This window comes from Mesorhizobium sp. M0119, assembly GCF_040322615.1.
GTDB lineage: Bacteria > Pseudomonadota > Alphaproteobacteria > Rhizobiales > Rhizobiaceae > Mesorhizobium.
This window is the reverse complement of record NZ_JAMYTU010000024.1, coordinates 48,343-73,967: the sequence shown is the minus strand read 5'-3', so window position 1 is coordinate 73,967 and position 25,625 is coordinate 48,343. Positions and strand designations below refer to the sequence as shown.

General features: G+C 62.2%; 21 protein-coding genes. 9 read left to right on the top strand and 12 right to left on the bottom strand.

Translation table 11 applies throughout. The annotated features are described in order from the left end of the window. Positions 1-49: 49 nt before the first annotated feature. Complete coding sequence (locus tag NKJ40_RS21320) at positions 50-2,119, bottom strand: prolyl oligopeptidase family serine peptidase (protein WP_352467742.1); 2,070 nt, start codon at positions 2,117-2,119, stop codon at positions 50-52. 96 nt (positions 2,120-2,215) lie between these two features. Beyond that, positions 2,216-3,376, bottom strand: coding sequence for an MFS transporter (locus NKJ40_RS21315; protein WP_352467741.1), 1,161 nt, complete (start codon positions 3,374-3,376; stop codon positions 2,216-2,218). 229 nt (positions 3,377-3,605) lie between these two features. Here NKJ40_RS21315 and NKJ40_RS21310 point away from each other — a divergent pair, with 229 nt between their 5' ends. The 4 genes from NKJ40_RS21310 to NKJ40_RS21295 all read left to right on the top strand — a co-directional run bounded on the left by NKJ40_RS21310 (position 3,606) and on the right by NKJ40_RS21295 (position 10,900). After that, a complete protein-coding gene (locus NKJ40_RS21310; RefSeq protein WP_352467740.1) occupies positions 3,606-5,183 on the top strand; it encodes a trimethylamine methyltransferase family protein in 1,578 nt (525 codons plus the stop codon). 132 nt (positions 5,184-5,315) lie between these two features. Further along, positions 5,316-7,901, top strand: coding sequence for a GcvT family protein (locus tag NKJ40_RS21305; protein WP_352467739.1), 2,586 nt, complete (start codon positions 5,316-5,318; stop codon positions 7,899-7,901). 88 nt (positions 7,902-7,989) lie between these two features. Beyond that, complete coding sequence (locus NKJ40_RS21300) at positions 7,990-9,561, top strand: ArnT family glycosyltransferase (RefSeq protein WP_352467738.1); 1,572 nt, start codon at positions 7,990-7,992, stop codon at positions 9,559-9,561. Between the two features lie 25 nt (positions 9,562-9,586). Continuing rightward, positions 9,587-10,900, top strand: a complete 1,314-nt coding sequence (locus NKJ40_RS21295; RefSeq protein WP_352467755.1) for a M24 family metallopeptidase — start codon at positions 9,587-9,589, stop codon at positions 10,898-10,900. Positions 10,901-11,009: 109 nt separating this feature from the next. On the opposite strand, the gene NKJ40_RS21290 is transcribed toward NKJ40_RS21295, so the two are convergent. Beyond that, positions 11,010-11,810, bottom strand: coding sequence for a phosphate/phosphite/phosphonate ABC transporter substrate-binding protein (locus NKJ40_RS21290; protein WP_352467737.1), 801 nt, complete (start codon positions 11,808-11,810; stop codon positions 11,010-11,012). An 82-nt stretch (positions 11,811-11,892) separates the two neighbouring features. Further along, complete coding sequence (locus tag NKJ40_RS21285; protein ID WP_352467736.1) at positions 11,893-12,903, bottom strand: fatty acid desaturase; 1,011 nt, start codon at positions 12,901-12,903, stop codon at positions 11,893-11,895. A gap of 227 nt (positions 12,904-13,130) precedes the next feature. Between NKJ40_RS21285 and NKJ40_RS21280 the strand changes: the two genes are divergently transcribed. After that, a complete protein-coding gene (locus tag NKJ40_RS21280) occupies positions 13,131-13,973 on the top strand; it encodes a helix-turn-helix domain-containing protein (protein WP_352467735.1) in 843 nt (280 codons plus the stop codon). A gap of 88 nt (positions 13,974-14,061) precedes the next feature. Next, positions 14,062-15,078, top strand: a complete 1,017-nt coding sequence (gene bmt, locus NKJ40_RS21275) for a betaine--homocysteine S-methyltransferase (RefSeq protein WP_292654777.1) — start codon at positions 14,062-14,064, stop codon at positions 15,076-15,078. Positions 15,079-15,226: 148 nt separating this feature from the next. Here the strand turns inward: bmt and NKJ40_RS21270 are convergent, their stop codons facing one another. From NKJ40_RS21270 to NKJ40_RS21245, 6 genes are all read right to left on the bottom strand, one after another. After that, the gene (locus tag NKJ40_RS21270; protein ID WP_352467734.1) at positions 15,227-17,347 is read right to left on the bottom strand and encodes a vWA domain-containing protein; all 2,121 of its coding nucleotides are present in this window, start codon (positions 17,345-17,347) and stop codon (positions 15,227-15,229) included. A 2-nt stretch (positions 17,348-17,349) separates the two neighbouring features. Further along, on the bottom strand, positions 17,350-17,910 hold the full coding sequence (locus NKJ40_RS21265) for an RNA polymerase sigma factor (protein WP_352467733.1): 561 nt from the start codon (positions 17,908-17,910) through the stop codon (positions 17,350-17,352). A gap of 68 nt (positions 17,911-17,978) precedes the next feature. Next, a complete protein-coding gene (locus NKJ40_RS21260; protein WP_352467732.1) occupies positions 17,979-18,734 on the bottom strand; it encodes a dienelactone hydrolase family protein in 756 nt (251 codons plus the stop codon). Positions 18,735-18,838: 104 nt separating this feature from the next. Then, positions 18,839-19,528 carry a hypothetical protein gene (locus tag NKJ40_RS21255; RefSeq protein ID WP_352467754.1) on the bottom strand — a complete coding sequence of 230 codons (690 nt, stop codon included), beginning with the start codon at positions 19,526-19,528 and terminating at the stop codon, positions 18,839-18,841. Positions 19,529-19,556: 28 nt separating this feature from the next. Continuing rightward, a complete protein-coding gene (locus NKJ40_RS21250) occupies positions 19,557-20,339 on the bottom strand; it encodes a hypothetical protein (protein ID WP_352467731.1) in 783 nt (260 codons plus the stop codon). Between the two features lie 136 nt (positions 20,340-20,475). Continuing rightward, entirely contained in the window at positions 20,476-22,050 is a 1,575-nt protein-coding gene (locus NKJ40_RS21245; protein WP_352467730.1) for a trimethylamine methyltransferase family protein, read from the bottom strand. A 308-nt stretch (positions 22,051-22,358) separates the two neighbouring features. Between NKJ40_RS21245 and NKJ40_RS21240 the strand changes: the two genes are divergently transcribed. Then, positions 22,359-23,057: a cobalamin B12-binding domain-containing protein gene (locus NKJ40_RS21240; RefSeq protein WP_023676506.1), complete on the top strand. Its 699-nt coding sequence runs from the start codon at positions 22,359-22,361 to the stop codon at positions 23,055-23,057. An 80-nt stretch (positions 23,058-23,137) separates the two neighbouring features. Here the strand turns inward: NKJ40_RS21240 and NKJ40_RS21235 are convergent, their stop codons facing one another. Next, positions 23,138-23,278 (bottom strand): EncA/B family entericidin, encoded by a 141-nt coding sequence (locus NKJ40_RS21235; RefSeq protein ID WP_292654758.1) that lies wholly within the window; start codon positions 23,276-23,278, stop codon positions 23,138-23,140. A gap of 64 nt (positions 23,279-23,342) precedes the next feature. On the opposite strand from NKJ40_RS21235, the gene NKJ40_RS21230 reads away from it, so the two are divergent. Then, positions 23,343-23,972 carry a DUF1638 domain-containing protein gene (locus NKJ40_RS21230; RefSeq protein WP_352467729.1) on the top strand — a complete coding sequence of 210 codons (630 nt, stop codon included), beginning with the start codon at positions 23,343-23,345 and terminating at the stop codon, positions 23,970-23,972. Positions 23,973-23,980: 8 nt separating this feature from the next. Here NKJ40_RS21230 and NKJ40_RS21225 read toward each other — a convergent pair whose 3' ends face one another. Then, a complete protein-coding gene (locus tag NKJ40_RS21225; protein WP_352467728.1) occupies positions 23,981-24,892 on the bottom strand; it encodes an NAD-dependent epimerase/dehydratase family protein in 912 nt (303 codons plus the stop codon). A 122-nt stretch (positions 24,893-25,014) separates the two neighbouring features. On the opposite strand from NKJ40_RS21225, the gene NKJ40_RS21220 reads away from it, so the two are divergent. Further along, complete coding sequence (locus tag NKJ40_RS21220) at positions 25,015-25,590, top strand: DUF4893 domain-containing protein (protein ID WP_352467727.1); 576 nt, start codon at positions 25,015-25,017, stop codon at positions 25,588-25,590. Positions 25,591-25,625 lie beyond the last annotated feature (35 nt).

The following is a 25,625-nucleotide window of genomic DNA, read 5'->3' as shown; positions in this document are numbered from 1 at the left end:
AGGCTGCCTCGAGCCCTCAGTTCAAGCCGTGCCGGTCAAGCGACGCCGGTCAATTGGTGCCAGTCAGGGCCCGCTGCAGGAAGACGTACTTCATCGCCGCCTGTGCAGCCTGCGGCCGCCGGTCGCCGCGTCCACCATGGCCGCCCTCGGTCTCCTCGAAGAACAGCGTCTTGCTGTGCCCGGCTGCCTGCAGCCGTGCCGCCATCTTGCGGGCATGCCCGGGATGGACGCGATCGTCGGCGGTCGAGGTCGTCAGCAACACCGGCGGATAGTCTAGATCCGTGTCTACATGCTGGTAGGGCGAATAGGCGGCGAGCCAGGCCGCCTCTTCCGGCTTCGCCGGATCGCCATACTCGGCCATCCACGACGCGCCGGGCGGCAGCTCGGTATAGCGCAGCATGTCGAGCAGCGGCACGTCGATGATCACCGCACCGAACAATTCCGGGTGCTGCGTCAGCGAGACGCCGGTCAGCAGACCGCCATTCGATCCGCCCTGGATGCCCAGCGTGGCCGGTGTGGCGATGCCGCGTTTGACGAGATCTTGCGCCACGGCGGCGAAATCGTCGAAAGCATTCTGGCGATTGGCCTTGAGCGCCGCCTGATGCCAGTTCGGGCCGAACTCGCCGCCGCCGCGGATGTTGGCCTGCACATAGGCATTGCCCTTCTCCAGCCACAGCCGGCCGCGCACGCCGGCATAGCCGGGCAGCAGCGGCACTTCGAAACCGCCATAGCCGTAAAGCAATGTCGGCACCGGCCCGTCCTGGTCGCGCCGCCTGACGACGAAGTACGGGATCATCGTGCCGTCCTCCGAGCGCGCCTCGAACTGTTCTGAGACCAGGGACGACGCGTCGAAGCGCGCCGGCTGCGATTTCACCGGTGCCAGCGTCGCAGCGTTGTCGTCCGACCAGATGATCGAGCTCGGCGTCAGGAAATCGGTGAAGGAAAAGGAGACGCTGGAGCCGAAATGCTCGGCATGGCTGATGCCGACATTGCCGTTTTCGGGCAACGCCACGGGCTTGAACTCCCAGCCGCTGTCACTGCGTTCGCCGGCGATGACCTTGCCGCGCACATTGTCCATCAAATTGATGAACAGCCGGTCCTGCGTGCGGGCAATGCCGGCAATCGAGACGCGGTGCGCCGGCTCGAGCACGGTATCGATGGATCCGAATAGCCCGGTTTCGATCCAGCGCTCGAAATCGAGTGAATAGAGCCCGTCGGGCTTGCACAGCGTGCCGTCCGGCGCCGTCCATGGGGTGCGCACGCCGAAGAGAAACTGGCTTTGGAATAGCGCCGTATCGGTGACGTCGTCCGGCAGCGGGATACGCCTGTTTTCGCCCGATGGCAGCCGCAGGAAATTGTGCGAGGCGAAGAAGTCGAGGGTCCGGGCGAGGAAGACATGACGCTTGTCGCCGTCGAATTCGACGGACCCGCCGGCTGCGAGATCCTGCTTCAGCGCCTCGAAGATCGGCATCGCCGCTTCCAGTGGCGTGCCGCGCCGCCAAAGCTTGACCACGCGCGGATAACCGGACTGGGTCTTGTCGTCCTCCTCGAAGGCGGCGGCAACGATAACTGTGTCCTCGTCCAGCCAGCTAAAGCTCGATTTCGAGGCAGGAGCCCGAAAACCGCCATCGACGAAGGACCTGCTTTCGATATCGAATTCGCGCATCTCGCTGGCATCGCCGCCATCCGGCGACAGGCTGAGCAGGCAGCGGCTGAAGTCGGGATAGAGCCGGCTCGCGCCGCTGAACACCCATTTCACCCCCTCTTCCGCCGCCAGGCTGTCGAAGTCGATGATCGTCTGCCATTCCGGCTTGTCGGTCTTGTAGGATGCGACCGTGGTGCGCCGCCAGAGGCCGAGTACGTTCGTCCGGTCCTGCCAGAAATTATAGACATAGCCGTTGATAGCGGCACCGACGGCGATGTTATCCTCGGCAGTCATCAGGTCGAGCGCGGTCTCGAACGAGGTCTGATAGGACGGATCACGTTGCAGCTCCCCGACCGTGATCGCATTTTGGCGATGCACCCAGTCGAGCGCCTGCTTGCCTCGTCTGTCCTCCAACCAGAGAAACGGATCTTCGGCCGCCGAATCCGGCTGGCCCTTGGTATTCGATTTGGTCATGAGGTCTCCGGTTGAGTCGGACGTCGGTACCGCCCAGATCGACATGGGGCCGCTTATATTCAAGTCATCGCGTCAGGAACGGCAACCTTCTGGCATTCACACCATCCGCCTTCGAATGACAGTTACAGCCCCCAGCGCCAGGCAAATGGCGCCAAGCGTGAGCGGCAGACCGCCTGCGCCAAGGACATCCATGGCGCTGCCCGCCAGCGGCGGCACGGCGATCCCGCCGACGCCCCACATCAGCGAGAAGGCGGCGTTGCCGGCGACCAGTGCCGAGCCGGTGAACCGCTCGCCGAGCTCGATGATCGACATTGTGTAAATCCCGTAGGAAACCGCGCCCCAGATGAAGACGCATGGCCAGATCAGCGGCGTCTCGATGAGAACCGGCAACAGCACGCATCCGAGCACCGTCACCGAAACACAGATGAACCGCACCAGCCGCGCCGTCAGCCGTTCCGCCAACAAGCCGAGCGGCACCTGCATAGCGATATTGCCGGCGATCATCACTGACAGCAGCGCCGACATGCGCGCTTCGGCGATGCCGTAATGTGTTCCATAGACCGGCAGTAAGGCGAGCACCGCCTGTTCAAAACCGGCGGCCACGACGACCGCCGATAACAACAGCCAAGCCTGCGGCACGAATCCCAGGACCGAAACCCGGTGCCCGCTCTCGTCGACCCTCGGCAGCCGTGCCAGCACAGAGGCTAGGCAGGCGCCGCAAAACAGGAAAGCGCCGATGCCGACCAGAAACGGCGGCCATCCCACGGTGCCGACCGCAAGCAGGCAAAGCGGCCCCGCCGCAAAGCCCGCCGAAATGATCGTCGAATAGATGCCCATGACGCGGCCGCGGCGTTCCGGCGGCGCCAGTGCGATCACCCAGACTTCGCTCAGCACGTAGAGCGGGTTGGTGACGGCGCCGATCAAAAAGCGCAGCGGAAACCACAGATAGACATTTTGCGTCCAGCCGATCAGCGCCAGCACCAGCGCGGAAAGTGCCGCGCAAATAAGCGCGGTGCGCCCTGCCCCGAAACGGCGCGCCAACGCCGGAACCAGCGGCGAAGAGACGATGAAGCCGATCGGCGTCATTGCCGCCGACAGTCCGATCATGGCCGGCGAGACGCCCTGGCGCTGCAGGATGAAGCTCAACAGCGGATAGCTCAGCCCTTGCGCGACGGCGAACACCGAGACGGTGGCGATCACGCCGGTGATCGCCGCCCATTGCACTGTCTCGCCGCTGCTTTGTTCCGCCCGCGCCATGATCCACACCAAATATCGGGCTGCAGCATTAGCGTTTCGGTTCCGTCACAGTAAGCACCGGCAACGAAAACCGCTTGCGCCAGCCGGAACGCGATCAAGAGGCTGACGATCCCGCCGGCTGCCCCCAGGGCATGTCGCTTCCCTCGTCCTAGTGGTCGCCGCCTCCGCAATGGCCGGCCAGCCGGCAGTCCATTATGCCGCCGCATTGCCGCAGCGTACGAGGACTATCATGACCGCCGCCCTTCAGCCCGCCGAACCGGCATTGGCAAACGATCGCGCCCGTCGCGGCGGCCGCGCGGGGAAGCGTGCCGGCGGATCGGCGGCGTTCGAGCAGCCGCCGTTTCGGCAGTTGAAGAACCCGCTGGCGCCGACCCGGCTGGTTTCCGACGACGAGCTGGAATCCATCCACCTCGCCTCTCTGCGCGTGCTCAGGGAAATCGGCGTCGACGTGCTGCATGACGAAGCCCGGCGCATCATGAAGGCGCATGGCGCCGATGTCCGCGAAGGCAGCGAGCGGGTGCGCTTCGACAGCGATATGATCCTCGAACTGGTTGGGCACTGCCCGCCGGAATTCACCATCCACGCCCGCAACCCGGCGCACAATGTGAGCTTTGGTGGCGATAATCTGATCATCTCGATGATGGCGTCGGCGCCCAATTGCTCCGACGTCGACCGCGGCCGCCGGCCGGGCAACCAGCAGGACTACCGCAACTTCCTCAAGCTTGCGCAGATGCACAACATATTGAACTGCACGGGCGGTTATCCGGTCGAGCCGATCGACATCCATCCGTCCGTCCGCCACCTCGAATGCATCCGTGACCTCGCCACCCTGACCGACAAGATGTTCCACATCTATTCGCTCGGCAAGGAACGCAATGTCGACGGCATAGAGATCACCAGGATCGCACGCGGCATCAGTCATGAGCAGCTGCTCGCAGAGCCGTCGGTGTTCACCATCATCAACACCAATTCGCCTCTCAAGCTCGACGTGCCGATGATGGAAGGCATTATCCAGATGTCGAGCAAGGGCCAGGTGGTCATCGTGACGCCGTTCACCCTGTCCGGCGCCATGGCGCCGGTGACGATTGCCGGCGCGCTGGTGCAACAGAATGCCGAGGCGCTGTCCGGCATCGCCTTCGCGCAGATGGTGCGCAAGGGCGCGCCTGTCGGCTACGGCGGCTTCACCTCGAATGTCGACATGAAGTCCGGCGCGCCGGCCTTCGGCACGCCGGAATATATGAAGGCGCAGCTGGTCGGCGGGCCGCTCCCCCGCCGCTACAACATCCCCTACCGCACCTCCAACACCTGCGCCGCCAACACGGTCGACGCGCAGGCTGCCTATGAAAGCGTGTTCTCGCTGTGGGGCGCCATCCAGGGCGGCGGCAATCTGATGATGCATGCGGCCGGCTGGCTCGAAGGCGGCCTGCGCTGCTCCTACGAGAAGACCATCCTCGATATAGACCTGTTGCAGATGGTCGCCGAGTTCCTGACGCCGCTCGATCTTTCCGAGGAAGCACTCGGTTTCGACGCCATACAGTCCGTCGGCCCCGGCGGCCATTTCTTCGGCACCCAGCACACACAGGACCGCTACAAGACCGCCTTTTACGCGCCAATCATTTCCGACTGGCGCAATTTCGAGAGTTGGGCGGAGGCCGGGTCGCCGACGGCACTCGAAAAGGCCAATCGCATCTGGAAGGAACGGCTGGCGTCCTATGAAGTGCCTTACATGGACCCGGCGATCCGCGAGGAGCTCAACGCTTTCGTCGACAAGCGCCGGGCCGAAGGCGGCGCCCCCACCGATTTCTGATCATCTGATGAGTAGTCGACCCCCACTCCGTCTTGATGGCAGGCTGGCCGAAAACATCGCCGTTTCCGATCTCCGCTTTGTTTTCGCGCCCCGCTCACTCGATTCAATCTCTTCAAAAACGGAACTATCTTCATGAAATCTCATGCAAAAGCGGTTATTATCGGCGGCGGGGTCGTTGGCTGCTCGGTGCTCTATCATCTGGCCAAGGCTGGCTGGACCGACATCATGCTGATCGAGCGTTCGGAGCTCACTTCCGGCTCGTCCTGGCATGCGGCGGGCGGCTTCCATACGCTGAACGGCGATCCCAACGTCGCCAAGCTGCAGGCCTATACGGTGCAGCTCTACAAGGAGATCGAGGAGATTTCCGGCCAATCCTGCTCGTTGCACCTGACCGGCGGCGTGATGATGGCCGACACGCCCGAGCGCATGGACTTCTTGCGGCTCGCCCACGCCAAGGGCCGCTATCTCGGCATGGACACCGAACTGATCACGCCGTCCGAAGCCAAGGCGATGTTCCCGCTGATGGACGAGACGAATTTCGTCGGCGCGATGTGGGATCCAGTCGAGGGCCATCTCGATCCTTCCGGCACCACCCACGCCTATGCCAAGGCCGCTAGGAAGCTAGGCGCCGAGATCGTACTGCGCAACCGCGTCGTCGAACTGACGCAGGAGGTCGACGGCACCTGGAACGTCGTCACTGAGCAAGGCACAGTCAAAGCCGAGCATGTGGTCAACTGCGGTGGCCTGTGGGCGCGCGAGATCGGTCGCATGGTCGGCGTCGAACTGCCGGTGCTGGCCATGGAGCACATGTATCTCCTGACCGAGCCGATGCCGGAGGTCGAGGAATTCAACAAGTCGACCGGCCGCGAGATGATTGGCGTGCTCGACTTCAAGGGCGAGATCTATACCCGCCAGGAGCGCAACGGCATCCTGCTCGGCACCTATGAAAAGGCCTGCAAGCCGTGGTCACCGGTCAGCACGCCGTGGGATTTCGGCCACGAACTGCTGCAGCCCGACATCGACCGCATCGCGCCGTCGCTGGAGATCGGCTTCAAGCATTTTCCCGGCATCGAGAAGGCCGGCATCAAGCAGATCATCAACGGCCCCTTCACCTTCGCGCTGGACGGCAACCCGCTGGTCGGCCCGGTGCAGGGCCTGACCAATTTCTGGTGCGCCTGCGCCGTCATGGCCGGCTTCAGCCAGGGCGGCGGCGTCGGCCTGGCGCTGTCGAACTGGATGGTCCATGGCGACCCCGGCTTCGATGTCTGGGGCATGGACGTTGCACGCTTCGGCGAATGGGCAACGCTGCGCTATACCAACGCAAAGGTCCGCGAAAATTATTCGCGCCGTTTCTCCATCCGCTTTCCCAACGAGGAATTACCGGCGGCAAGACCAGCGCAGACGACCCCGCTTTACGACACCATGCTCGCCAACAACGCCGTCATGGGCGACAGCTGGGGTCTCGAAACCCCGCTCTGGTTCGCGCCGAAAGGCTCGGAGCCGAAGGACATAGTGTCCTTCCACCGCTCCAATGATTTCGGTCCGATCGGCGAGGAGGTGCGCGCCACCCGCGAGAGGGTCGGCGTCACCGAGATCGCCAACTTCGCCAAATACGAAGTCTCCGGACCAGGGGCTGAGGACTTCCTCAACCGGCTGATGACCAATCGCATGCCAAAGACCGGCCGCATCGTGCTGACGCCGATGCTGAACGAGTTCGGCAGACTGATCGGCGACTTCACCATCGCCAAGGCGGGCCCAAGGGCTGGGGAAGACCGCTTCATGATCTGGGGTTCTTCGGCAGCGCAAAAATACCACATGCGCTGGTTCGAGAAGCATCTGCCAAAGGATGGAAGCATGCGCATCCACCGCTTCGACCAGACGCTGGTCGGTCTCTCCATCGCAGGGCCGAAATCGCGCGACCTGCTGCAGAAGCTGGTCGATGTCGACATCTCGACCAAGGCCTTCCGCTTCATGGATTTCCGCGAAATGGCGGTCGGCGGCGCGCCCTGCATGGTCAACCGCATCACCTACACCGGCGACCTCGGCTATGAGATCTGGATGGCGCCCGCCTACCAGCGCCTGGTCTACAAGGCGATCAAGGAGGCTGGCGAAGAGTTCGGCATCGTCGATTTCGGCATGCGCGCTTTGCTTTCGATGCGGCTTGAGAAGAACTTCCCGACCTGGTTCCGCGAGTTACGTCCGATCTACGGACCGTTCGAAGGCTCGATGGACCGCTTCATCAAGCTCGAGAAGAACGACTTCATCGGCCGGGAAGCAGCGGCCAGGGAACAGGCGGCAGGGCCGAAGCTGCGCCGCGTTTCCTTCATCGTCGATGCCGCGGATGCCGACGTCATGGGCGATGAGCCGATCTGGGCCAAGGTCGGCGGCAAGGATTACGGCACCGTGGAAAAGCCGCATGGCTATGGCGCGCCGCGCTTCGACGCGGGCGGTAACGAAGTGCGCGGCTCCAAGGCCGCGGAAGGCGCTTCTGCCCTGCGCGGCATTGTCGACGGCGACTGGCGCGTGGTCGGCTGGGTCACCTCTGGCGGCTATGCGCATTATGTCGAGAAGTCGATGGCGCAAGGCTATGTACCGGCAGCGCTTGCCGAGAACGAGAGCGCCGGGCTGTTCGAAGTCGAAATCCTCGGACACCGGCGGCCGGCACGCATCAATGTCGAGCCGCCCTTCGACCCGAGCGGCGAAAAGATGAGGACGTAGGCGCAGCCAGCCGGTCGCATTGTGCGGAGCATACTCTTCATGCTAGCGCAGCCGGCAACACTCTGCTGGCAAGGGCGATGAGATTTCATTGAAGTACAATCTGAGATGGGCCGAGTGGCTGGCCGAGGGACGGATCGGCCCCTTCCCGGCGGCGATCGTCATAGTCGCGGCTTACTTTGCCTTACAGACCATCATACTGTCCCTGTTGAGCTCCTGGGCGGGAACCGGCGTCGGCATCGATGATGCGGAGCAACTGATGTATGTTCCATATCTCTGGGCTGGATATGGCGGCTCGCAACCACCCCTCTACACCTGGATCAACTGGCTGGCCGCGCATGTTTTCGGCACCAGTATCTTCACGCTGAAGCTCGTCAAATACTCCGTGCTGTCCCTCGCCGCCTGCAGCGTGTTCGCCGCCATGCGGCGGTTCGGCTACACCAAAGCGACAGCGGCGGCGGCCATGTTCGGCCTGTTTACGATCCCGCAGATCGTCTGGGAATCGCAGCGCGCCTTGTCGCATTCCGTCGCCGTCGTCGGCTTCTGCTCGCTGCTCCTGCTCGCCATGGCCTATCTTCTCGAGCGCCGAAGCATGATCGCCTATGCGGCGTTTGGCCTGGCCACCGCGGCGGCAATTCTTGCCAAGTATAATGATGTCTTCCTCGTGGTCGCCCTTGTTGCGTCGGTGCTGTCGCTGCGCGAATGGCGCAGCGCGATCCTTGATCCGAAGTTCGCCATCAGCATAGCGGCCGCGGTATTAGTGCTGGCGCCAACCACCTATTGGAGCCTCATGCATCCCGCCGATTTATTGTCGAGAGGCGAGAAGTTCGGAATAGACTCGCAACAAGGGCGCATGGCGGCGGCCTTTATCGGCGCCGGCAAGTTTGTCATGGGGACCTTCAATTTCGCGGTCTTGCCGGTGCTCGTCTCCGCCCTGGCTTTGTGGCTGGCGAAGTTCCGTTTCTCCGAGCGGCACCCGAAACGTCCGGCCAGGGAAATTCTGTTGTGGCGTAGCTTGGCGCTCGGCTTGGCCATGCTGGCGATACTTGTGCTGGCCACCGGCGTGACGGTGGTCAAGGACCGCTGGCTGCTGCCGGTCCTGTTCATCTTGCCGCTGGCCATCGTCGCCACTATGGAACGGCTGGCGCCGCGCGGCAGGAATGCGCAGCTCCTGGTGATCTCGGCTGGAGCGATCATCGCCGTGCTGCTCGCCCCCGCCACCTGGTACGTCCAGATAAACGGGACCAGTGGTCTGTCGCGGATGATCCGCGTGGATTACCCCGCCCTCTATCGCCAACTGACTGCGGACGGACCGGTCAAAACCGCAATATCTGATGGTGCATGGGTCGGAAACCTGCGGCTGGTCGACCAAAAACTGGTCGCACTTGACCAGGAAGTGCCTAATTTCGAAACGCTGATGCAGGAGCCGGCCGTACTCGTCTGGCTTGACCGCGACGATCCGAGGCCGGTCATTTTGGAGCAGCTCAAAGCGGCCGGCTATGAGCCGGACGGCCAGCCACGGCAAATGATGGTTCCGCTGTTGCGTGGCACCGACAAGTCCGCCCGGCCCGGCGCATTCGTCCGACTGAAGAGAATGGAAGGAGCCATGGCGCCCAAGAAAGGCGCTGGCGAAGGAGGCGAGGGTGGACAGGAACCCGACTGACCGGCCCCGTCATCATCGCAAGATCATGCCGTTCGAGCCGGACAGCTCGATCGATGCGCTGCGCAAAAAATCGCGCCTGAAGGCCGCTGAACTCAACCAGCATCTGCTGGGCTATGGGGCGCTTGCGGAAGCCGAGTGGCAGGTGGCGGGTATTGCCGCTCCTGACCTGCCCGCCATGCGCCGATACCGGCTCGAGCGCATCCGCGCCGAGCTGAAGCGCCGCGACTATGCGGGAGCCCTGCTCTACGATCCGGTCAACATCCGCTACGCGACCGATGCGACCAACATGCAGCTCTGGGTCGCGCACAATCCGACCAGGCATTGTTTCGTCGCCACCGATGGGCCGGTGGTGCTGTTCGACTATTTCTCGTGCGAGCACCTTTCCGATCATTCCGGCGTCGTCGACGAGGTGCGGCCGGCGGTGTCGTGGGCTTACCTCTACAGCGGCGAGCTGACCGGTCAAAAAGTCCGCCGCTGGGCAGCCGGCATCGCCGAGCTGGTATTGGAACATGGCGGCGGCAATCGCCGTATCGCCGTCGACCATATCAATCCCGAGGGCATCGAAGAGCTCGCCCGTCTCGGCATTTCGACGGGCAATGGCGAGGCGGTGATGGAAAATGCGCGGCTGATCAAATCGCCCGACGAGATCCTTGCCATGCGCCGGGCGATCGTCGCTTGCGAGGCAGCGATGGGTGAGATGGAGCAGGCGCTGAAGCCGGGGATTTCCGAGAACGAATTGTGGGCCGAACTCCACCGCGGAAACATCGCGCGCGGCGGCGAATGGATCGAAACCCGGCTCTTGTCGTCGGGTCCGCGCACCAATCCATGGTTCCAGGAGTGTTCGTCGCGGACGATCGAGGCCGGCGATCTCGTCGCCTTCGACACCGACCTGATCGGTCCTTACGGCTTCTGCGCCGACCTTTCGCGCACCTGGCTTTGCGGTGACGCGCCGCCGTCGCAGGAGCAGCGCGGCCTGTTCCGGATCGCAGCCGACCAGATCGCCCACAACACGGAGCTGATGCGGCCGGGCATATCGTTCCGCGACCTCGTCGAGGGCTCGTCAGTGCCACCGGGAGACTGCTTCCCGGCCCGTTACGGGGTGCTCTATCACGGCGTCGGCCTTGCCGACGAATACCCGACATTGCCGCATGCCGGCGACTGGACCGACGACACGCCGGACGGCGTGCTCGAACCGGGCATGGTGCTGTGCGTCGAGAGCTATATCGGTCGGCTTGGCGGCTACGAAGGCGTCAAGATCGAAGAACAGATCCTGATCACCGAGACCGGCAACGAGAAGCTTTCGACCTACCCGCTCGACAATCGGCTGCTTGGCGGCTGAGCGAAGCTAATGCATGTCGCGCAAAAGTGTGCAGCGATTTTGCGATAACGACACGCATAAAACAAGAATCTAATGCGCGTCGCATGAGGCCGACCGAACGCGACGCGCTTTATGTGAGCGCCGCGATTGCCTCGCGCATCGCGGCGACGAAGGTTTCCGGCGTCCTCCTGGCCGTGATGAACGGCAAGCCTTTGCGCCGCCTTGTCCAGCCGACGACCGTCATCTTCTGCGCCGCAGGCTCAAAACGCCGCGCCAGCGCCCAGCTCTCGCAATCGATCGCCGCGACGTCGGCCCTGCCCTCGGCAACAGCAACGACCGAAGCGCGGTGCCCCCAGCTTTCGCTCAGCGCGGAAAAGATATCCAAACTCTCGCCCAGTGCTTGCAGGTCGCGTGTCGGCGCGATGATGCCCGACATGGAATCGAGGCTGTTGAAGGTGAAACGTTTGCCGCGAAGCTGATCGAGCGGAATGACGGCGCCGCCGTCGGCCGGCGACCTTGCCGGCGGTGCCTCGCCCGCCCTCATGACGATGGCGCTCGAATAGAGTTCGCCCTGTCCGCCCTCAAAGGCGTCGTAACGCGGCTGGCCGACGAGCTGGACACGCTGCGACAGGCCGAGTTCCATCGGTCCCCAACAGGTTTGCGCCAAGAGCAGCGCCGGATGCAGCCAGAGCTGGTGAAAATCCAGCTCGTCCGGCGGCAATGTCGCCGGATCGGGCGCGATGGGTTTTCCCTGATCATCGCGAATACCGCCAGGCACGGGGGGCAAATCGCCGGTGCGGCGGATGATCGTCTCCGGCGCATCGATGCCTTTTTGTCTGAAAGCATCGCGCAGCCGCGCCCATTGCGCGTCGACCTCGTCCCGCGCTTCCGGCCAGTCGTACATCGGCAAAGCCGCAATGAATTCGCTCATGCCGGGATTTGACCGTTATGCGGGGAATTGACAAGGTCAGGAAAGCGTCGTCCGCGCGGAACCGCCTGCAACAACGCAAGAATCATTCCTTCGGCGGCTCGGCGGGTACCGGTGCGGTGCCAAGCCCATTGAGGCTGCGTGCCCTGACGCGCGGCTTGAATGCGCGTCCTGGTTCCGGCATGCGCCGCAGCACGGGATGGACGATCGGCTCCTTCGCCTTGAAGGCATAGGCCTTGAGCAGCGCGAAATAGTTCGGATAGGCGTAGCCATTGTTCATCCGCAGCCACTCGTCGCGGCGGTCGCGAAACAGCTTCGGCAGCCTGTACCAGGCCACCGTCGGGCTCTTGTGATGGACGAAATGCAAATTGTTGTTCAGGAACAGGAAGGACAGCGGCGAGCGCTCGACGATGATCGTGCGGCCTTCCGGATGTTCCGACCATTGGTGCTCGGCGTAGGTGCGGATCGAAATCAGCGACTGCCCAAGCCACACCGGCACCAGTATGTAGAGCCATAACGGCATGCCGAAGCCGAACTGCACGACAGGCAACACTACGGCGAGGCCGATCGCGTGCAGCAGCCATGCCTTGCGGACGACCTGGTCGCCCGCGGCAACCTGCCTGGCGTCGTCAATGAAAAAGCCGATGCAGGAAAGCCACGGACCGAGCACCAAACGCCCGATCATCGTATTATTGACCTTCAGCAGGAATTTCATAGCCGACGGCAGCTCCTCGTGCTGCCAGAGCGCCTTGTAATAGCTTTCGGGATCGTCGAGCGGATCGGTCAGGCGCTCGTCTGCGTGATGGCGCAGGTGAATGGTCTTGAACCGGCGAAACGGCCAGACAAGCCCAATCGGCAGGAACACAAAGGCTTCGTTGAGCCGCGCGTTCCGGGTTGGATGGCCGTGCAGGGCCTCGTGCATCAGCGAGGATTGCAGCGCCGCAATCAGGGCCAGAAGGGCGAGCGCCAATAGCGGGTAAGAGGGCCAGAGCAGAAAGCCGGTAGCGAGCCAGCCGCCGTAGCAGAAAAATGCGAGAAACACGGTCGGCCATTCGATGGCCGCTGCGCCGTGTCGCCTATTGCCCGTGCTCGTCATGCTATCGACCACTGCCTTCCAGTCGCCGGAACCCGTTTGATTCCTGACAATATTGTGTCAGGAGCGTTGCATTGCTGCAACGCGATAAAGCGCACAAACTGTGCGATTGCGCATTTTCAGCTGCATATGTTATGCATTGTAAACAACGCACAGGATTCATTTACGCCTGAAGCTCCGCGTTCGCGGCTTCAGCGCAAATTTTTCCTCCCATCGAATGGGATGGCGATTTGGACAAGCGCGACCTGTCGACGATCTTTCGCGAGCGCCTGAAAATGCTCTTGACAAGGTCCGATTTGAACCAGTCGGCCTTCGCCGCCGCGGTTGGCATCGACCGTTCGGCGTTGTCACAGCTGCTCTCCGGCGCCTCGACCCGCCTTCCCCGCGCCGAAACGCTGCTCAACATCGCCGCCGAATTCAAAGTCTCGCTCGACTGGCTGCTCGGCCTCAGCCAGGACGAGGGCGTCACCGGTGAAATCCGCGAGAGCCTTGAGATCGAGGAGGCGCCGGACGGCTTCGACCGCACGCTGCTGGCTCGCTGGCATGCCGAGGCGGCGGGAACGAAAATCCGCTACGTGCCGGCCGGCATTCCCGATCTTCTGCGCACCGAGGCGCTTGTCGATTACGAAGCCGTCATCGCCAACAAGAGCCGCGAGGCACAGGCCGGCGAAACGCAGTACCGCATCGACTACAACCGACGGCCCGAAACCGACATGGAAGTCTGTATGCCGCGCCACACGCTGGAGATCTTCGCGCGCGGGCTGGGCGTGTGGGACCGCTTTCCGGAGGCCGCCCGCCACCAGCAGCTCCTGCATATGGCGACGCTGCTCGACGACCTCTATCCAACCTTTCGGCTGTTTCTCTATGACGGGCGGATGCGTTATTCGATCCCCTACACCATCTTCGGGCCCTATCGCGCCGCCATTTACGTCGGCGACATGTATCTGGTGCTGAACGCCACGCAGCCGATCCGCATCCTGACCAGCCATTTCGACAATCTGATCCGTGCCGCGGACGTCAACGCGCATGAAGCGGCCAGCTTCACACGAAAGCTGGCGGAGATGCGATTTTGACCGGTTGCTCTTCGCGCCGACATTGACGGCACATAAAGAATTCTTTATATCCTTATCTCAGTTATTCTTCCGGGAAGGCGTATTTCACATGACCAATCCGATCGACGCTCTGCTTGCCGAAAAGGGCGTCCTGCTCGCCGATGGCGCCACCGGCACCAATCTGTTCGCCATGGGTCTTGAGGCCGGCGAGGCACCCGAGCTCTTGAACGAGACCGCGCCCGACACCATCACCAGCCTGCACCAGAACTTTGTCGATGCCGGCGCCGACATCATCCTGACCAACTCTTTTGGCGGCACTCGTCACCGGTTGAAGCTGCACCATGCGCAGGACCGGGTTTACGCGCTGAACAAGCGCGCAGCCGAGATCGCGAGCGCCGTTGCAAAAAAGGCTGGCCGCAAGGTGATCGTGGCCGGCTCCGTCGGCCCGACCGGCGAGCTTCTGGTGCCGCTCGGCGCCATGACCTATGACGAGGCGGTCGAGGCCTTTGCCGAGCAGATCGAGGGGCTGAAGGCCGGCGGCGCCGAAGTCGCCTGGATCGAAACCATGTCGGCGCCAGACGAAATCCGCGCCGCCGCCGAAGCTGCCATCCGCGTCGGCCTGCCGTATACCTATACCGGCTCCTTCGACACCGCCGGCCGCACCATGATGGGACTGCTGCCGAAGGACATCCACGGCGTCGTCGATGGCCTGTCGCAGACACCGCTCGGGGTCGGCGCCAATTGCGGTGTCGGCGCCTCCGACATTCTCGCCTCGCTGCTCGACATGACCGAGGCGAAGCCGGAAGCAACGGTGATCGTCAAGGGCAATTGCGGCATTCCCGAATTTCGCGGCGCCGAGATCTACTATTCCGGCACACCCGAGCTGATGGCCGACTATGTGCGCCTAGCCGTCGATGCCGGCGCCAAAATCGTCGGCGGCTGCTGCGGCACCTCGTTCCAGCACCTTGCCGCCATGCGCAAGGCGCTCGATGCGCACACCAAGTCGGATCGCCCGACCGTCGAGCAGATCGTCGAACGCATTGGCCCGATGCGTAATAAGCAGGCGACGGTCAACGTCGCCGAGACCAGCGAAGCCCGCCGCGAACGGCGCCGCGGACGCGCCTGACACTTTCGTTTGCGACGCGGTCCGCGCGAGGCGGTGCAGCCGCGAAAAAAGGCCGGCAAGGTTCCCTCGCCGGCCTGCCTCACCCGCCCGTTGGCCGGCACCCCCTATCACAACGATCCCATCTGAAAGAAACCGGTCGTCATTGCCACTACCGGTTACCGCCGAGCGCCGAGGCAAGGCGCACAAGCGAGAGGAACTCGGACCGGTATCCAAACGGGTCGGCTCCTCGGGCGGCGGTGGCAATCTCCATGATCTTGTCGTAGCCGAACTTCGCGGTCGCATCCTCGTCGCGCAGCTTCTGGCCGAAGGCAGCGACGGCAACGGAGAAACGCTGGTCGGTGCTGGCCAGGTCGAACGACGCCACCTCGTTGGCTGACGTTACCGGCGTGGTGATCAGCTTCGAAGTGTCCTCGTTCGGCAGCTTGTAGCGGATCTTGACGAAGGCATATTCGTCGGCATTGGCGACGCCGCCATTGTTCACCGAGGCCTGGCCATAGCGCAGCTGATCGATCTGTTCGCCACCGCTGCCCTTAGGCGTGATCTCGTAGATCGCGGTGACCGAATGGCCTGAGCCGATCTCGCCGGCATCGACCCGGTCGTTGTTGAAATCCTCTCGGTTCAAGGCGCGGGTTTCGTAGCCGACCAGCCGGTACTCCGAGACCTTGTTCGGGTTGAACTCGACCTGGATCTTCACGTCCTTGGCGATGGTGACCAGTGTCGAGGAGGCATCCTCGACCAGCACCTTCTCGGCCTCCGCCAACGTATCGATATAGGCAGCGGTGCCATTGCCGTTCTGGGCGATAGTCTGCATCATCTGGTCATTCAGATTGTCGCGGCCGAAGCCGAACACCGACAGGAACACGCCTGTCTTGCGCTCCTTTTCGATCAGCCGCTTCAGGTCGTCGTCGTCGGTCTGGCCGACATTGAAGTCGCCATCTGTGGCGAGCATCACCCGGTTGATGCCGTCCTTGACGAAGGATTTCTGCGCCAGCCTGTAGGCTTCCTTGATGCCCGCCTCGCCTGCCGTCGAGCCGCCGGATGCCAGATTGTCGATGGCAGCGAGGATATTGTCCTTTTCCGAAGCCTTGGTGGGCTCCAGCACGGTACCGGCATCGCCCGCATAGGTGACGATCGAGACGGTGTCGTCAGGTCTCAGCTTGTTGACCAGCAGCCGGAAGGCCGACTGCAGGAGCGGCAGCTTGTCCTGCTCGTTCATCGAGCCCGACACATCGATCAGGAAGACCAGATTGGCCTTGGGCTGCTCGGCCGGCTTCACGTCGAAACCCTTGATAGCGACATGCATCAGCCTGGTGTGCTCGTTCCACGGCGTCGGCATGACGCTGACGGTCGAATTGAACGGCGTCGAGGCGGAGTCCGGGCCTTTCCAGTCATAGGGGAAATAGTTGACCATCTCCTCGACGCGCACCGTATCGGCCTGCGGAATAAAACCCTCCTTCAGCGAGCGCCGCACGAAGGAATAGGATGCGGTGTCGACATCGATCGAGAAAGTCGAGACCGGGTCTTCGAGTGCGGCATGCACCGGGTTGGTCTTGAAATCCTCGACCCGGTCGCGGTTTTCCTCTTGCGGCAGCATCTGGTCGGCCGGCGCAGCGGCAGGCTGCTGTGCCATCAGCTTGGACTCGGCGACCGTGCCAGGCATGCGTCCGACCCGCGCACCGCCATCGACGGCCGGAGCCGCGGAGCTGGCGCCGCCATTCAGCACAAATTCGCCACTCTGCGCCGGTTCGGGAGCATTGCGGGTGAGCACGTCCTGCTGTGTCAACCCGCCGACTGCGGTCGATTCCGCTTTCGGCGGCGATGTCGGCACCACAAGCGCCTCGCCGGCGTCGCGGCTTTCGCTGTCGGCGTCCACCTTCTTCTGCTTATCTGCTTCGGCACCGACCGGCGGTTTGACGGTCGCCGGCCTGTCAGCCAGCGTTTCGGTGATCTTATCGTCCCCGCCGAATTCGGGGCCGCCGAATTTGGATTCTCCCAGCATATAGATGGTAGCGTATCCGGCGATCGGCAGGGCAACGAGCCCGGCAATGGCCGGCGTGGCGAAGAGTTTCTTTTGCATGATTTCGCTCCAGAGCCTTTGTGCTCGCTCTGTGAGACGAAGCCCGCCTGCCGATCCTTGGGCGGCCGGCAAAGTTTTTTCTTCCATGTCATAGGCGCGCAGCGCGGCCTGGAGGGCACGCGCCTTTGCATCGGCGTCGGGCGCCGGTGCTGCGATATCGCGCAGCCTGTTCAGTTGATTGTCGTCGACCATGGTCACACTTCCCCGGCTGAACGCATTAGCGTCTTCAACCGTTTCTTCGCTTCATGGATGTGCCAGGAAACCGTTGCCTCCGAGATTGCCATCGCCTCGGCGGCGGCGGCGTGGCTCAGCCCCTCGCCATAAACCAGCAGCACCGCATCGCGCTGCTTGTCCGGCAGCTTGCGCACCGCTGACCAGAGCGCCTCGGCTGGGTCCTCCGGCTTTACCGAGATTTCCCCCGAAATCAGCGCATAGGCACCATAGGCCTCGGTCTTGGCCGTGTCGCGGGCGGTCTTGCGCATCATGTCGCGCGCCGCATTCAGCGTCATGGTGTAGAGCCACGTCGTGAAGGCACCGCTGCCGTGATAGTCGCGGATCGCGCGGCCGAGCCGGACGCAGACTTCCTGGGCGATATCTTCGGCGTCGGCCTTTTTCCCGCACCAACGATAGGCGGCGCGATAGATGAAACCATAGTGCCTTTCGAGCAACTTGCCGAAAGCACCCCGGTCTCCGCCCTTCGCCCGCCCGATCAGTTCGGCGTCGGAGGCTTCGCTTTCGTCCAGCATCATCGCCATCATTTGCCTGTTGGACGAAGGCTAATGGCGGTTCCTTGGGGCGATGGAAAGAATTTTTTGGCGGGCAGTCACGTCGTAATGGTTGGCGCGCCTTGGCCGAGCGTCTCCGCAAACAGCATCGTCAGCCGCCTCCAGTGGCGTTCGGCGCCGGCTGCATCGAAGGCACTATGGTCCGGCATGCACCAGCCATGCGCCATGCCGGCATAGTTCTCTATGACATGATCGACCTCGGCGGCGCGCAGTGTTTCGGCCAGCCGCGCCGATTGCTCCGGCGGAAAGCTGCGGTCCACACCGGCAGTGCCGATATAGACCTTTGCCTTGAGCGAGGCGGCCTTCCGGTGCGGACTGTCGGCTGCGTCACCAGCCAGATTGCCGCCGTGGAAACTGGCCGCGGCGACGATGCGGTCGGGATAGCTGGCCGCCGCGTTCAGCGCCCGCGCTCCGCCCATGCAGTAGCCGACAATGCCAACCGGCCCAGCCAGGCCTTGCGCAGCAAGTGCATCGAGGAAAGCGCCGCTGTCGCGGATCGTCATCTCCTGGGTCGTGCCGCCGAGGAGACCTGTGATGGCGGCCTTGCTCCTCTCGTCGCCGAACGCAGTCTTGGGATCGAACGGACCGTAGGGCGCATTGCGGTAAAAAAGGTCCGGCACCAGCACCGCATAACCTTCGTCCGTAAGCCGCTCCGCCATCTGATCGAGCGCCGGTCGCGGACCGAAAACATCCATGTAGAGGATGATCGCCGCCTTGGCCGGAGCCGCCGAACGGAACAGCCGGGCCTTGGCAATTCCGTCGCTTGTCTTGATCTGCATCGCCTGCGTGGCCATCATCCGCTCCGTTGATCTGTCGTGCGACAGATACCCGCGACGACCGTCGTGGCAAGCCGTAATGCAGAGAGATCCTTCAAGATTTCGTGCGGCATTCGGCGACGCTACAGACGCGCGAATGCTGCCATGTGAAAGGCCTGAACCTCGGCCGGGTAGCGATAATCGGTACCGTAAGGACAGCCGTTGCGATCGAGGCAGCCGCCGGTCCGGCAGGGTGCGCCGTTTTGCCCGCGCACATGGGCCAGACAGGTTTCATGTGCAAACCCATCCGCAGAATAAGCCTCGACCGGACAGGATTTCAGGCAAGGTTTTTCCAGACATGTATCGCAAAGGTGAATCACGTCGCGGGGTTCTTGGAGCGCGATTTCGTCTTCGAACAGCAGCGCGCCGCGATAGGCATGCCAGAGCCCATATTGCGGATGCATGAGAATGCCGAGCGGCGACGGCTTCAGCCCCTCTGCACGCATCGCCCATTGCTGGAATGGCAGATAAGGCCTGTCGGACGGCGACACCGCGCGTGCCGCGAATCTTTCGGCCACGGTGCCGATGACTTCGCGCGACCAAGCGTCGAGCGGATCGGCGATCGGCTGTGACTGTTTCTCCAGCCAGCGCAGGAAGTGCGGCCAAGGTGCCGCTCCTGCTTGCCCCACCAGCAGCACTGATTTGGCGGGAGCGCCTGACAAGCCTGTTGGCGGCGCATCGCTCGATGTGAAAGCAAAACCACCGCGAGGAACAAGACCGTGAGCGGAAAGCGCAGCCGCTATATCATCAGCCTTGCTGTGCGCAGGCCTCATCTTTTCTTGCCTAGGTAGCAGAAGGCCGTCACGCCTCGATCCTCGAAAACGGGATGACTCCTTTTTGCTCAAGCGTGGCGCGCAAATTATCGGCGTAGCGATGCGCAAACGCCTCTACTTCACCTTTGGGCCGGGCAAAATAGCGGTCATAAAGTGTTGAGTAGTCCTCACCTTGGGCGAACGGCGTTTCCACTTTTTCAAGCCAATCAACCCAGTGGCCGATCTCATGCAGAAGCGTGCGATAGAGCTGCGTGGCTCGCACCGATTCGATTGAGGTGGAAACGAGATGCTTCTTCCCTACCCGGCTGATTTTGTGACCGTCCAGACGAAGTCTGTCCAACTCTGCCGCATCCTCAGGGTCCAGCGATGTGGACCATTCGATGGTGTCGCCAACATTACAGGCTTCCAAAAATAAGGCCGGACCACTCTTTTCGATGGAGGATCCGCGGAATCCAAGATCGGCATAATAAAATATCCGCCCCCACGCCGGTCTGAGTACGCGCGCTTTTCGCGTCGGTTGGCGCAAGACAAATGTTTCCAGCCCGGCCCAGTCAGCGAGAGGAACATGAGAGAGAAGGAAGACAACATCTTCGACCGAGCAAGCGTGAACACACCCACCGCTCGTCTTTTCGACAATGAGCGTTACGTCCCTGCCATTCACCGTCCTGCGCAGCGTCTGGCCAGGATTGAGCTGCGCCGCACACCATCCGGCGGATGTCCACGGTCGGGGAACGATCATGCGGTTGTTTTGCCCATGGCCCTGCTTCGGCGTGCCAATGTTCCGGTTTCGCCTGGTTGGATTGAAAGGCATTGGCACCGTTCCCTCGCCGCTCGTCTCACCCGCGAAGCGCAAATCATCCCTTCTTGTCCGGATCGGAGAAGGCACTCCGCCAGACTTCCTTGTGGATGATGTTGGCGACTTTAGCCCCGCCTGATTCGGGCTCCTTTCAGGTGAAGGCGTCGGCCATCGACGCCTTCTTCCTGGCAATGAAGTCCTTCAGTCCGTCGTCGATGCCCGGGTCGAGATACGGCGCCTCGTAGCTTTCCAGCCAGCGGCGGGCGAGCTCGTTGGCACGTTGCGGCGCGGTTTTTTCGCCTTCGGCCAGCCACTGCTCGTAGGAATTGTTGTCGGCGATGTTGGAACGGTAGAACGCTGTCTGGAAATTCGCCTGGGTGTGATCGCAGCCGAGATAGTGGCTGCCCGGGCCGACCTGGCGGATGGCATCCATCGCCTGGCCGTTTTCCGACAGGTCGACGCCTTCGGAGAACTTCTGCGTCATGCCGAGCTGGTCGATGTCCATCATGAACTTTTCGTAGCAGGAGGCGAGACCGCCCTCGAGCCAGCCGGCCGAATGCAGCACGAAATTGGTGCCGGCGAGGATCGTCGAGTTCAGCGTGTTGGCGCTTTCATAGGCCGCCTGCGCATCGGGGATTTTTGAAGCGCAGAGCGAACCGCCGGTGCGGAATGGCAGGCCGAGCCTGCGGGCAAGTTGTGCGGCGCCATACGAGACCAGTGACGGCTCCGGCGTTCCGAAGGTCGGCGCGCCCGACTGCATCGAGATCGACGAGGCGAAGGTGCCGAACAGCACCGGCGCACCCGGTCGGATCAGCTGTGTGAACGACGCCCCGGCCAGAACCTCGGCCAAAACCTGGGTCAGCGTGCCGGCGACCGTCACCGGGCTCATCGCACCGGCAAGGATGAACGGCGTGACGATGCAGGCCTGGTTATGGCGCGAATAAACCTTCAGCGCCCCCAGCATGGTCTCGTCGAAGACCATCGGCGAGTTGGCGTTGATCAGGCTGGTCAGCACCGTGTTGTTCTCGACGAAATCGCCACCGAACACGATCTTGGCCATCGCCACCGTATCTTCGGCGCGCTCGGGCGCGGTCACCGAGCCCATGAACGGCTTGTCCGAATATTTGATATGGCTATACACCATGTCGAGATGGCGCTTGTTGACCGGCACGTCGACCGGCTCGCAAACCGTGCCGCCGGAATGGTGGATCGACGGCGCCATATAGGCGAGTTTCACGAAATTCCGGAAATCCTCGATCGTCGCATAGCGCCTGACGCCGTCGAGATCGCGCACGAAGGGCGGTCCATAGACCGGCGCGAACACTGTCGCGTTGCCGCCGATCTGCACCGAGCGCTCGCCATTGCGGGCGTGTTGGGTATAGACGGACGGAGCGGTCTTCAACAGCGAGCGGCAGAGGCCCTTGGGGAAATGCACCCGCTCGCCCTTGACGTCGGCGCCCGCCTCTTTCCAAAGCTGCAGCGCCTCGGCGTCGTCGCGGAAGATGATGCCGATCTCTTCCAGCACCGTGTCGGTGTTCTTTTCGATCAGCGCCAGCCCTTCCTCGTCCAGCACTTCATAGACGTTGATCTTGCGCTTGATATAGGTGAGCTGTGTGCCGGGGCCGCCGCCCGAACGCGCAGCCCGTCGGGCTGCGGCGCCACCGCTGGCAGCGCGCCCGCGCCGTGCGTTTGACGCTTCCTGGTCGACCGGCGCGTTCTCACTCATAATCGTTCTTCCCTGGCTTTCGTTCTGGCCTGATTTACTCCGGCCGGGCTCTTGTACCGGCCTGAAATCCGTTTGCGGCCGCCTATTGCGGTCTCTGGCCGGATCGTAGCCATGCACCCTATTCGAAACGGCTCGCCAGCGCCAACGCCTGTCGCAAAATCGACAAGAATTCCAAGAGATTTACGGTCGCTTTCGTTTTGCGGGAAGTCGCAAATCAGCTATGGACAACCGGCCCGCGCAGGTTAGGTATTGACGCGATATTTTTAAGCTGCCGCGATAGTTGTAGCCGGCAAGGAGCCTGAGAAAAAATGGCCGACGACGAGATCATCCTTTCGGAACTCTCCGACGACGAGTTGGTGCAGCAGATGCACGACGATCTTTATGACGGGTTGAAGGAAGAAATCGAGGAAGGCACCAATATCCTTCTCGAGCGCGGCTGGGCGCCTTACAAGGTTTTGACCGAGGCTCTGGTCGAAGGCATGCGCATCGTCGGCGAGGATTTCCGCGACGGCATCCTGTTCGTTCCCGAAGTGCTGCTGTCGGCCAACGCGATGAAGGCCGGCATGTTCATCCTGCGTCCGCTGCTTGTCGCCACTGGCGCGCCGAAGCAGGGCAAGATGGTGATCGGCACCGTCAAGGGCGACATCCACGACATCGGCAAGAACCTGGTCGGCATGATGATGGAAGGCGCCGGCTTCGATGTCATCGACCTCGGCATCAACAATGCGGTCGAAAAATATCTCGATGCCATCGAAAAGCACCAGCCCGACATCATTGGCATGTCGGCGCTGCTGACGACGACCATGCCCTACATGAAAGTCGTCATCGATACGATGAAGGAAAAGGGCATTCGCGACGACTATGTCGTGCTGGTCGGCGGCGCACCGCTCAACGAGGAATTCGGCAAAGCCGTCGGCGCCGACGCCTATTGCCGCGACGCCGCGGTGGCAGTCGAGACCGCCAAGGACTTCATGAAGCGCAAGCACAACGTCCGCGCTTCGGCTTGAGCCAACAAATTCGGCACCGACGAGAAAAGCCGCGCCTTGCAGTGCGGCTTTTTTATTCCCAATGTTTGAAATCGTGCAGATCAGGGTTTCTTGACGGTATCGTCAACCGCCTTCGCAGTGGATTTAAGATCCTTGCCGACGCCGCGCACCGTGTTGGCGCAGGCCGAAACAGCCAAGGCGCAGGCGAGAATAGCAATTGGCGCGACGCGGAACAATTTCATGAATGGTGGCTCCCTCAGCATATAAATCCGCTGGACAGCAACGAAGATGGATTAGACTGGTTCCATGACTACCGCGCGAAAACAACAATCCGATCAAGGCGACAGGCTGCTCGTCATCGCCTGCGGGATGATTGCGCGCGAAGTTTTGGCGGTCAAGGAGCAGCTCGGGCTCGACCATCTCGACCTGACCTGCCTGCCGGCAGAGTTCCATTTCTATCCGGACCGCATCGCGCCGGCCATGGACAAGGCTATCGAGAAGGCCAAGACCGACGGCTACAGACACATCTTCGTCGGCTATGCCGATTGCGGCACGGGTGGCCTGCTCGATCGGATCTGCGAGAAGCACGGCGTCGAGCGTATGGCCGGGCCGCATTGCTTTGCCTTCTACCAGGGCATGGATGCCTATGCGAAGGTCGCCGATGATGACATGATGTCGTTCTACATGACCGATTTCCTCTGCCGGCAATTCGATGCCTTCTTCATGAAGCCGCTCGGCCTGGACAAGCACCCGGAGCTGATCAAGGACTACTTCGGCAACTACGAGAAGCTGATCTATATCGCTCAGACCAACGACCCGGAACTCGACAAGGTCGCCGAAAAGGCGGCGAAAATGCTCGGCCTCGCCTATGAGCGGCGCTCGACCGGCTATGGTGACCTGACGAAGGAACTGGCCAGCGCCGCAATCCTGGCTTGACGATACTTCTAGGCAACTTCGATGCTGGCGAGCACATCGGCAAAGCTCGTCTTGCAGACGAAACCCAGCCGGTCCCTCGCCCGCGACGCGTCGTAGACCCGATCGATCGACGAAAACATCGTCCAGCCTTTCTTCGTGTAGAGTGCCGGATAATCGGGAAAATAGCGCGCGACGACCGACGGTGCGTCGGCGATCAATGCCGCGCAATCGTCGGGCTGGAACGGTGTCGGCGCCGAAATGATAAAGATGTCGAAGCCCAATTGCGGCGCTTTCTCCAAAGCAGCGATGTGGGCGTCGGCCGCATCCTCTACCGTCAGCCGGCGGAACAACAGCTCATTGGCCTTGGTGTTGGCATCCGACTGTTCGATCGCGTGCGCCATATCGTCTGCTTCGGGAAAAAACCGGGCGGTGCGCAACACGATCACCGGCAGGCCGAACTGCAAATGATAGAGCCGGCAGAGGTGTTCGGCTGAAAGCTTGGTGACGCCGTAGATGTTGCGCGGTTCAGGCGACATGTCTTCCGTCAGCCATGCCGCCTTACGCGCCCCGCCGGTGAAGCCGGTGCGGATGGTTTGGGAAATCATCAGCGATGTCGTCGACGTGAAGATGAAGCGCTGAACCGCGAATGCTGCTGCCGCATCGAGCACGTTGAGCGTGCCACGCACATTCGTCTCGACGAAATCCTCGTTGCGATGACGTTCGATGTCGGGCTTGTGCAGCGCGCCGCTGTGAATAATTGCCTCGATACGGTTCTCCTTGACCGCCTGCATGACCAGGTCGCGATCGGCGACTGAGCCGACGATTGGCGTTTCCGAAGACGGAACGAGATCGAGACCGGTGACGTCATGGCCGAGGGCTCGCAGACGCGGTGCCAAGGCGCTGCCCAGCCAACCCGACGATCCCGTCAGCAAGATCCGCATTCTTTCCACCTCGTTTCTGCTGTCGATGCTCAGGCACGGATGACAGAACGCGGCGAAACATTAAGGTATGCGCCAGACAAGAAAACAGGCTGCTCCAGCCATCAAAAAGGGAAACGCCACCGATGATCGTTCGCCTCATGTTTGCCGCAGCAGCTGTCTTCTGCTTGACATTGCCCGCGTTCGCCGATGGCGAGGTGCAGAAGCTGATCACGACTGCCGACAAGGCGCGGCTCGACAAATATGGCGAGACGCGCAAGGCAGCGCTTGACGAGGCGAAGGCCGGCGATCCCGCCGAGGTCAAGCAGCTCGACGCCTTGCTGGCAAAGCCGCTGGTTTCCTTCTCCGACAAGGACCTGACCGGCAATTGGCAATGCCGCACCATCAAGGCCGGCGGATTGAGCCCGCTCGTCATCTATGGCTGGTTCAAATGCAAGGTGAGCGACGACGGTTCCGGCTGGAGACTGGAAAAGATCACCGGCTCGCAGCGCACCAAGGGCCGCTTCTTCGACGATGGCGAGAAACGCGCGATCTATCTCGGTTCCTTCCACGTCAACGACGATCCGGCAAAGCCCTACGGCAGCGGCCCGGAAAGCGATCAGGTAGGCTATGCCTTCCGCAACAGCGCCGACGAATGGCGCATCGAGTTCCCGGCGCCCTACTTCGAATCGAAGCTCGACATCCTCGAATTCAAGCGCTGAGCCCTATCACCAACGGTTAACCCGCTCAGCCTAGC

Coding starts and splice junctions, on each gene's coding strand:
- NKJ40_RS21320 (WP_352467742.1), bottom strand. CDS start 2,119: ATGACCAAATCGAATACCAAGGGCCAGCCGGATTCGGCGGCCGAAGAT.
- NKJ40_RS21315 (WP_352467741.1), bottom strand. CDS start 3,376: ATGGCGCGGGCGGAACAAAGCAGCGGCGAGACAGTGCAATGGGCGGCG.
- NKJ40_RS21310 (WP_352467740.1), top strand. CDS start 3,606: ATGACCGCCGCCCTTCAGCCCGCCGAACCGGCATTGGCAAACGATCGC.
- NKJ40_RS21305 (WP_352467739.1), top strand. CDS start 5,316: ATGAAATCTCATGCAAAAGCGGTTATTATCGGCGGCGGGGTCGTTGGC.
- NKJ40_RS21295 (WP_352467755.1), top strand. CDS start 9,587: ATGCCGTTCGAGCCGGACAGCTCGATCGATGCGCTGCGCAAAAAATCG.
- NKJ40_RS21290 (WP_352467737.1), bottom strand. CDS start 11,810: ATGAGCGAATTCATTGCGGCTTTGCCGATGTACGACTGGCCGGAAGCG.
- NKJ40_RS21285 (WP_352467736.1), bottom strand. CDS start 12,903: ATGACGAGCACGGGCAATAGGCGACACGGCGCAGCGGCCATCGAATGG.
- bmt (WP_292654777.1), top strand. CDS start 14,062: ATGACCAATCCGATCGACGCTCTGCTTGCCGAAAAGGGCGTCCTGCTC.
- NKJ40_RS21270 (WP_352467734.1), bottom strand. CDS start 17,347: ATGGTCGACGACAATCAACTGAACAGGCTGCGCGATATCGCAGCACCG.
- NKJ40_RS21265 (WP_352467733.1), bottom strand. CDS start 17,910: ATGGCGATGATGCTGGACGAAAGCGAAGCCTCCGACGCCGAACTGATC.
- NKJ40_RS21260 (WP_352467732.1), bottom strand. CDS start 18,734: ATGGCCACGCAGGCGATGCAGATCAAGACAAGCGACGGAATTGCCAAG.
- NKJ40_RS21255 (WP_352467754.1), bottom strand. CDS start 19,528: ATGAGGCCTGCGCACAGCAAGGCTGATGATATAGCGGCTGCGCTTTCC.
- NKJ40_RS21250 (WP_352467731.1), bottom strand. CDS start 20,339: ATGCCTTTCAATCCAACCAGGCGAAACCGGAACATTGGCACGCCGAAG.
- NKJ40_RS21245 (WP_352467730.1), bottom strand. CDS start 22,050: ATGAGTGAGAACGCGCCGGTCGACCAGGAAGCGTCAAACGCACGGCGC.
- NKJ40_RS21240 (WP_023676506.1), top strand. CDS start 22,359: ATGGCCGACGACGAGATCATCCTTTCGGAACTCTCCGACGACGAGTTG.
- NKJ40_RS21235 (WP_292654758.1), bottom strand. CDS start 23,278: ATGAAATTGTTCCGCGTCGCGCCAATTGCTATTCTCGCCTGCGCCTTG.
- NKJ40_RS21230 (WP_352467729.1), top strand. CDS start 23,343: ATGACTACCGCGCGAAAACAACAATCCGATCAAGGCGACAGGCTGCTC.
- NKJ40_RS21225 (WP_352467728.1), bottom strand. CDS start 24,892: ATGCGGATCTTGCTGACGGGATCGTCGGGTTGGCTGGGCAGCGCCTTG.
- NKJ40_RS21220 (WP_352467727.1), top strand. CDS start 25,015: ATGATCGTTCGCCTCATGTTTGCCGCAGCAGCTGTCTTCTGCTTGACA.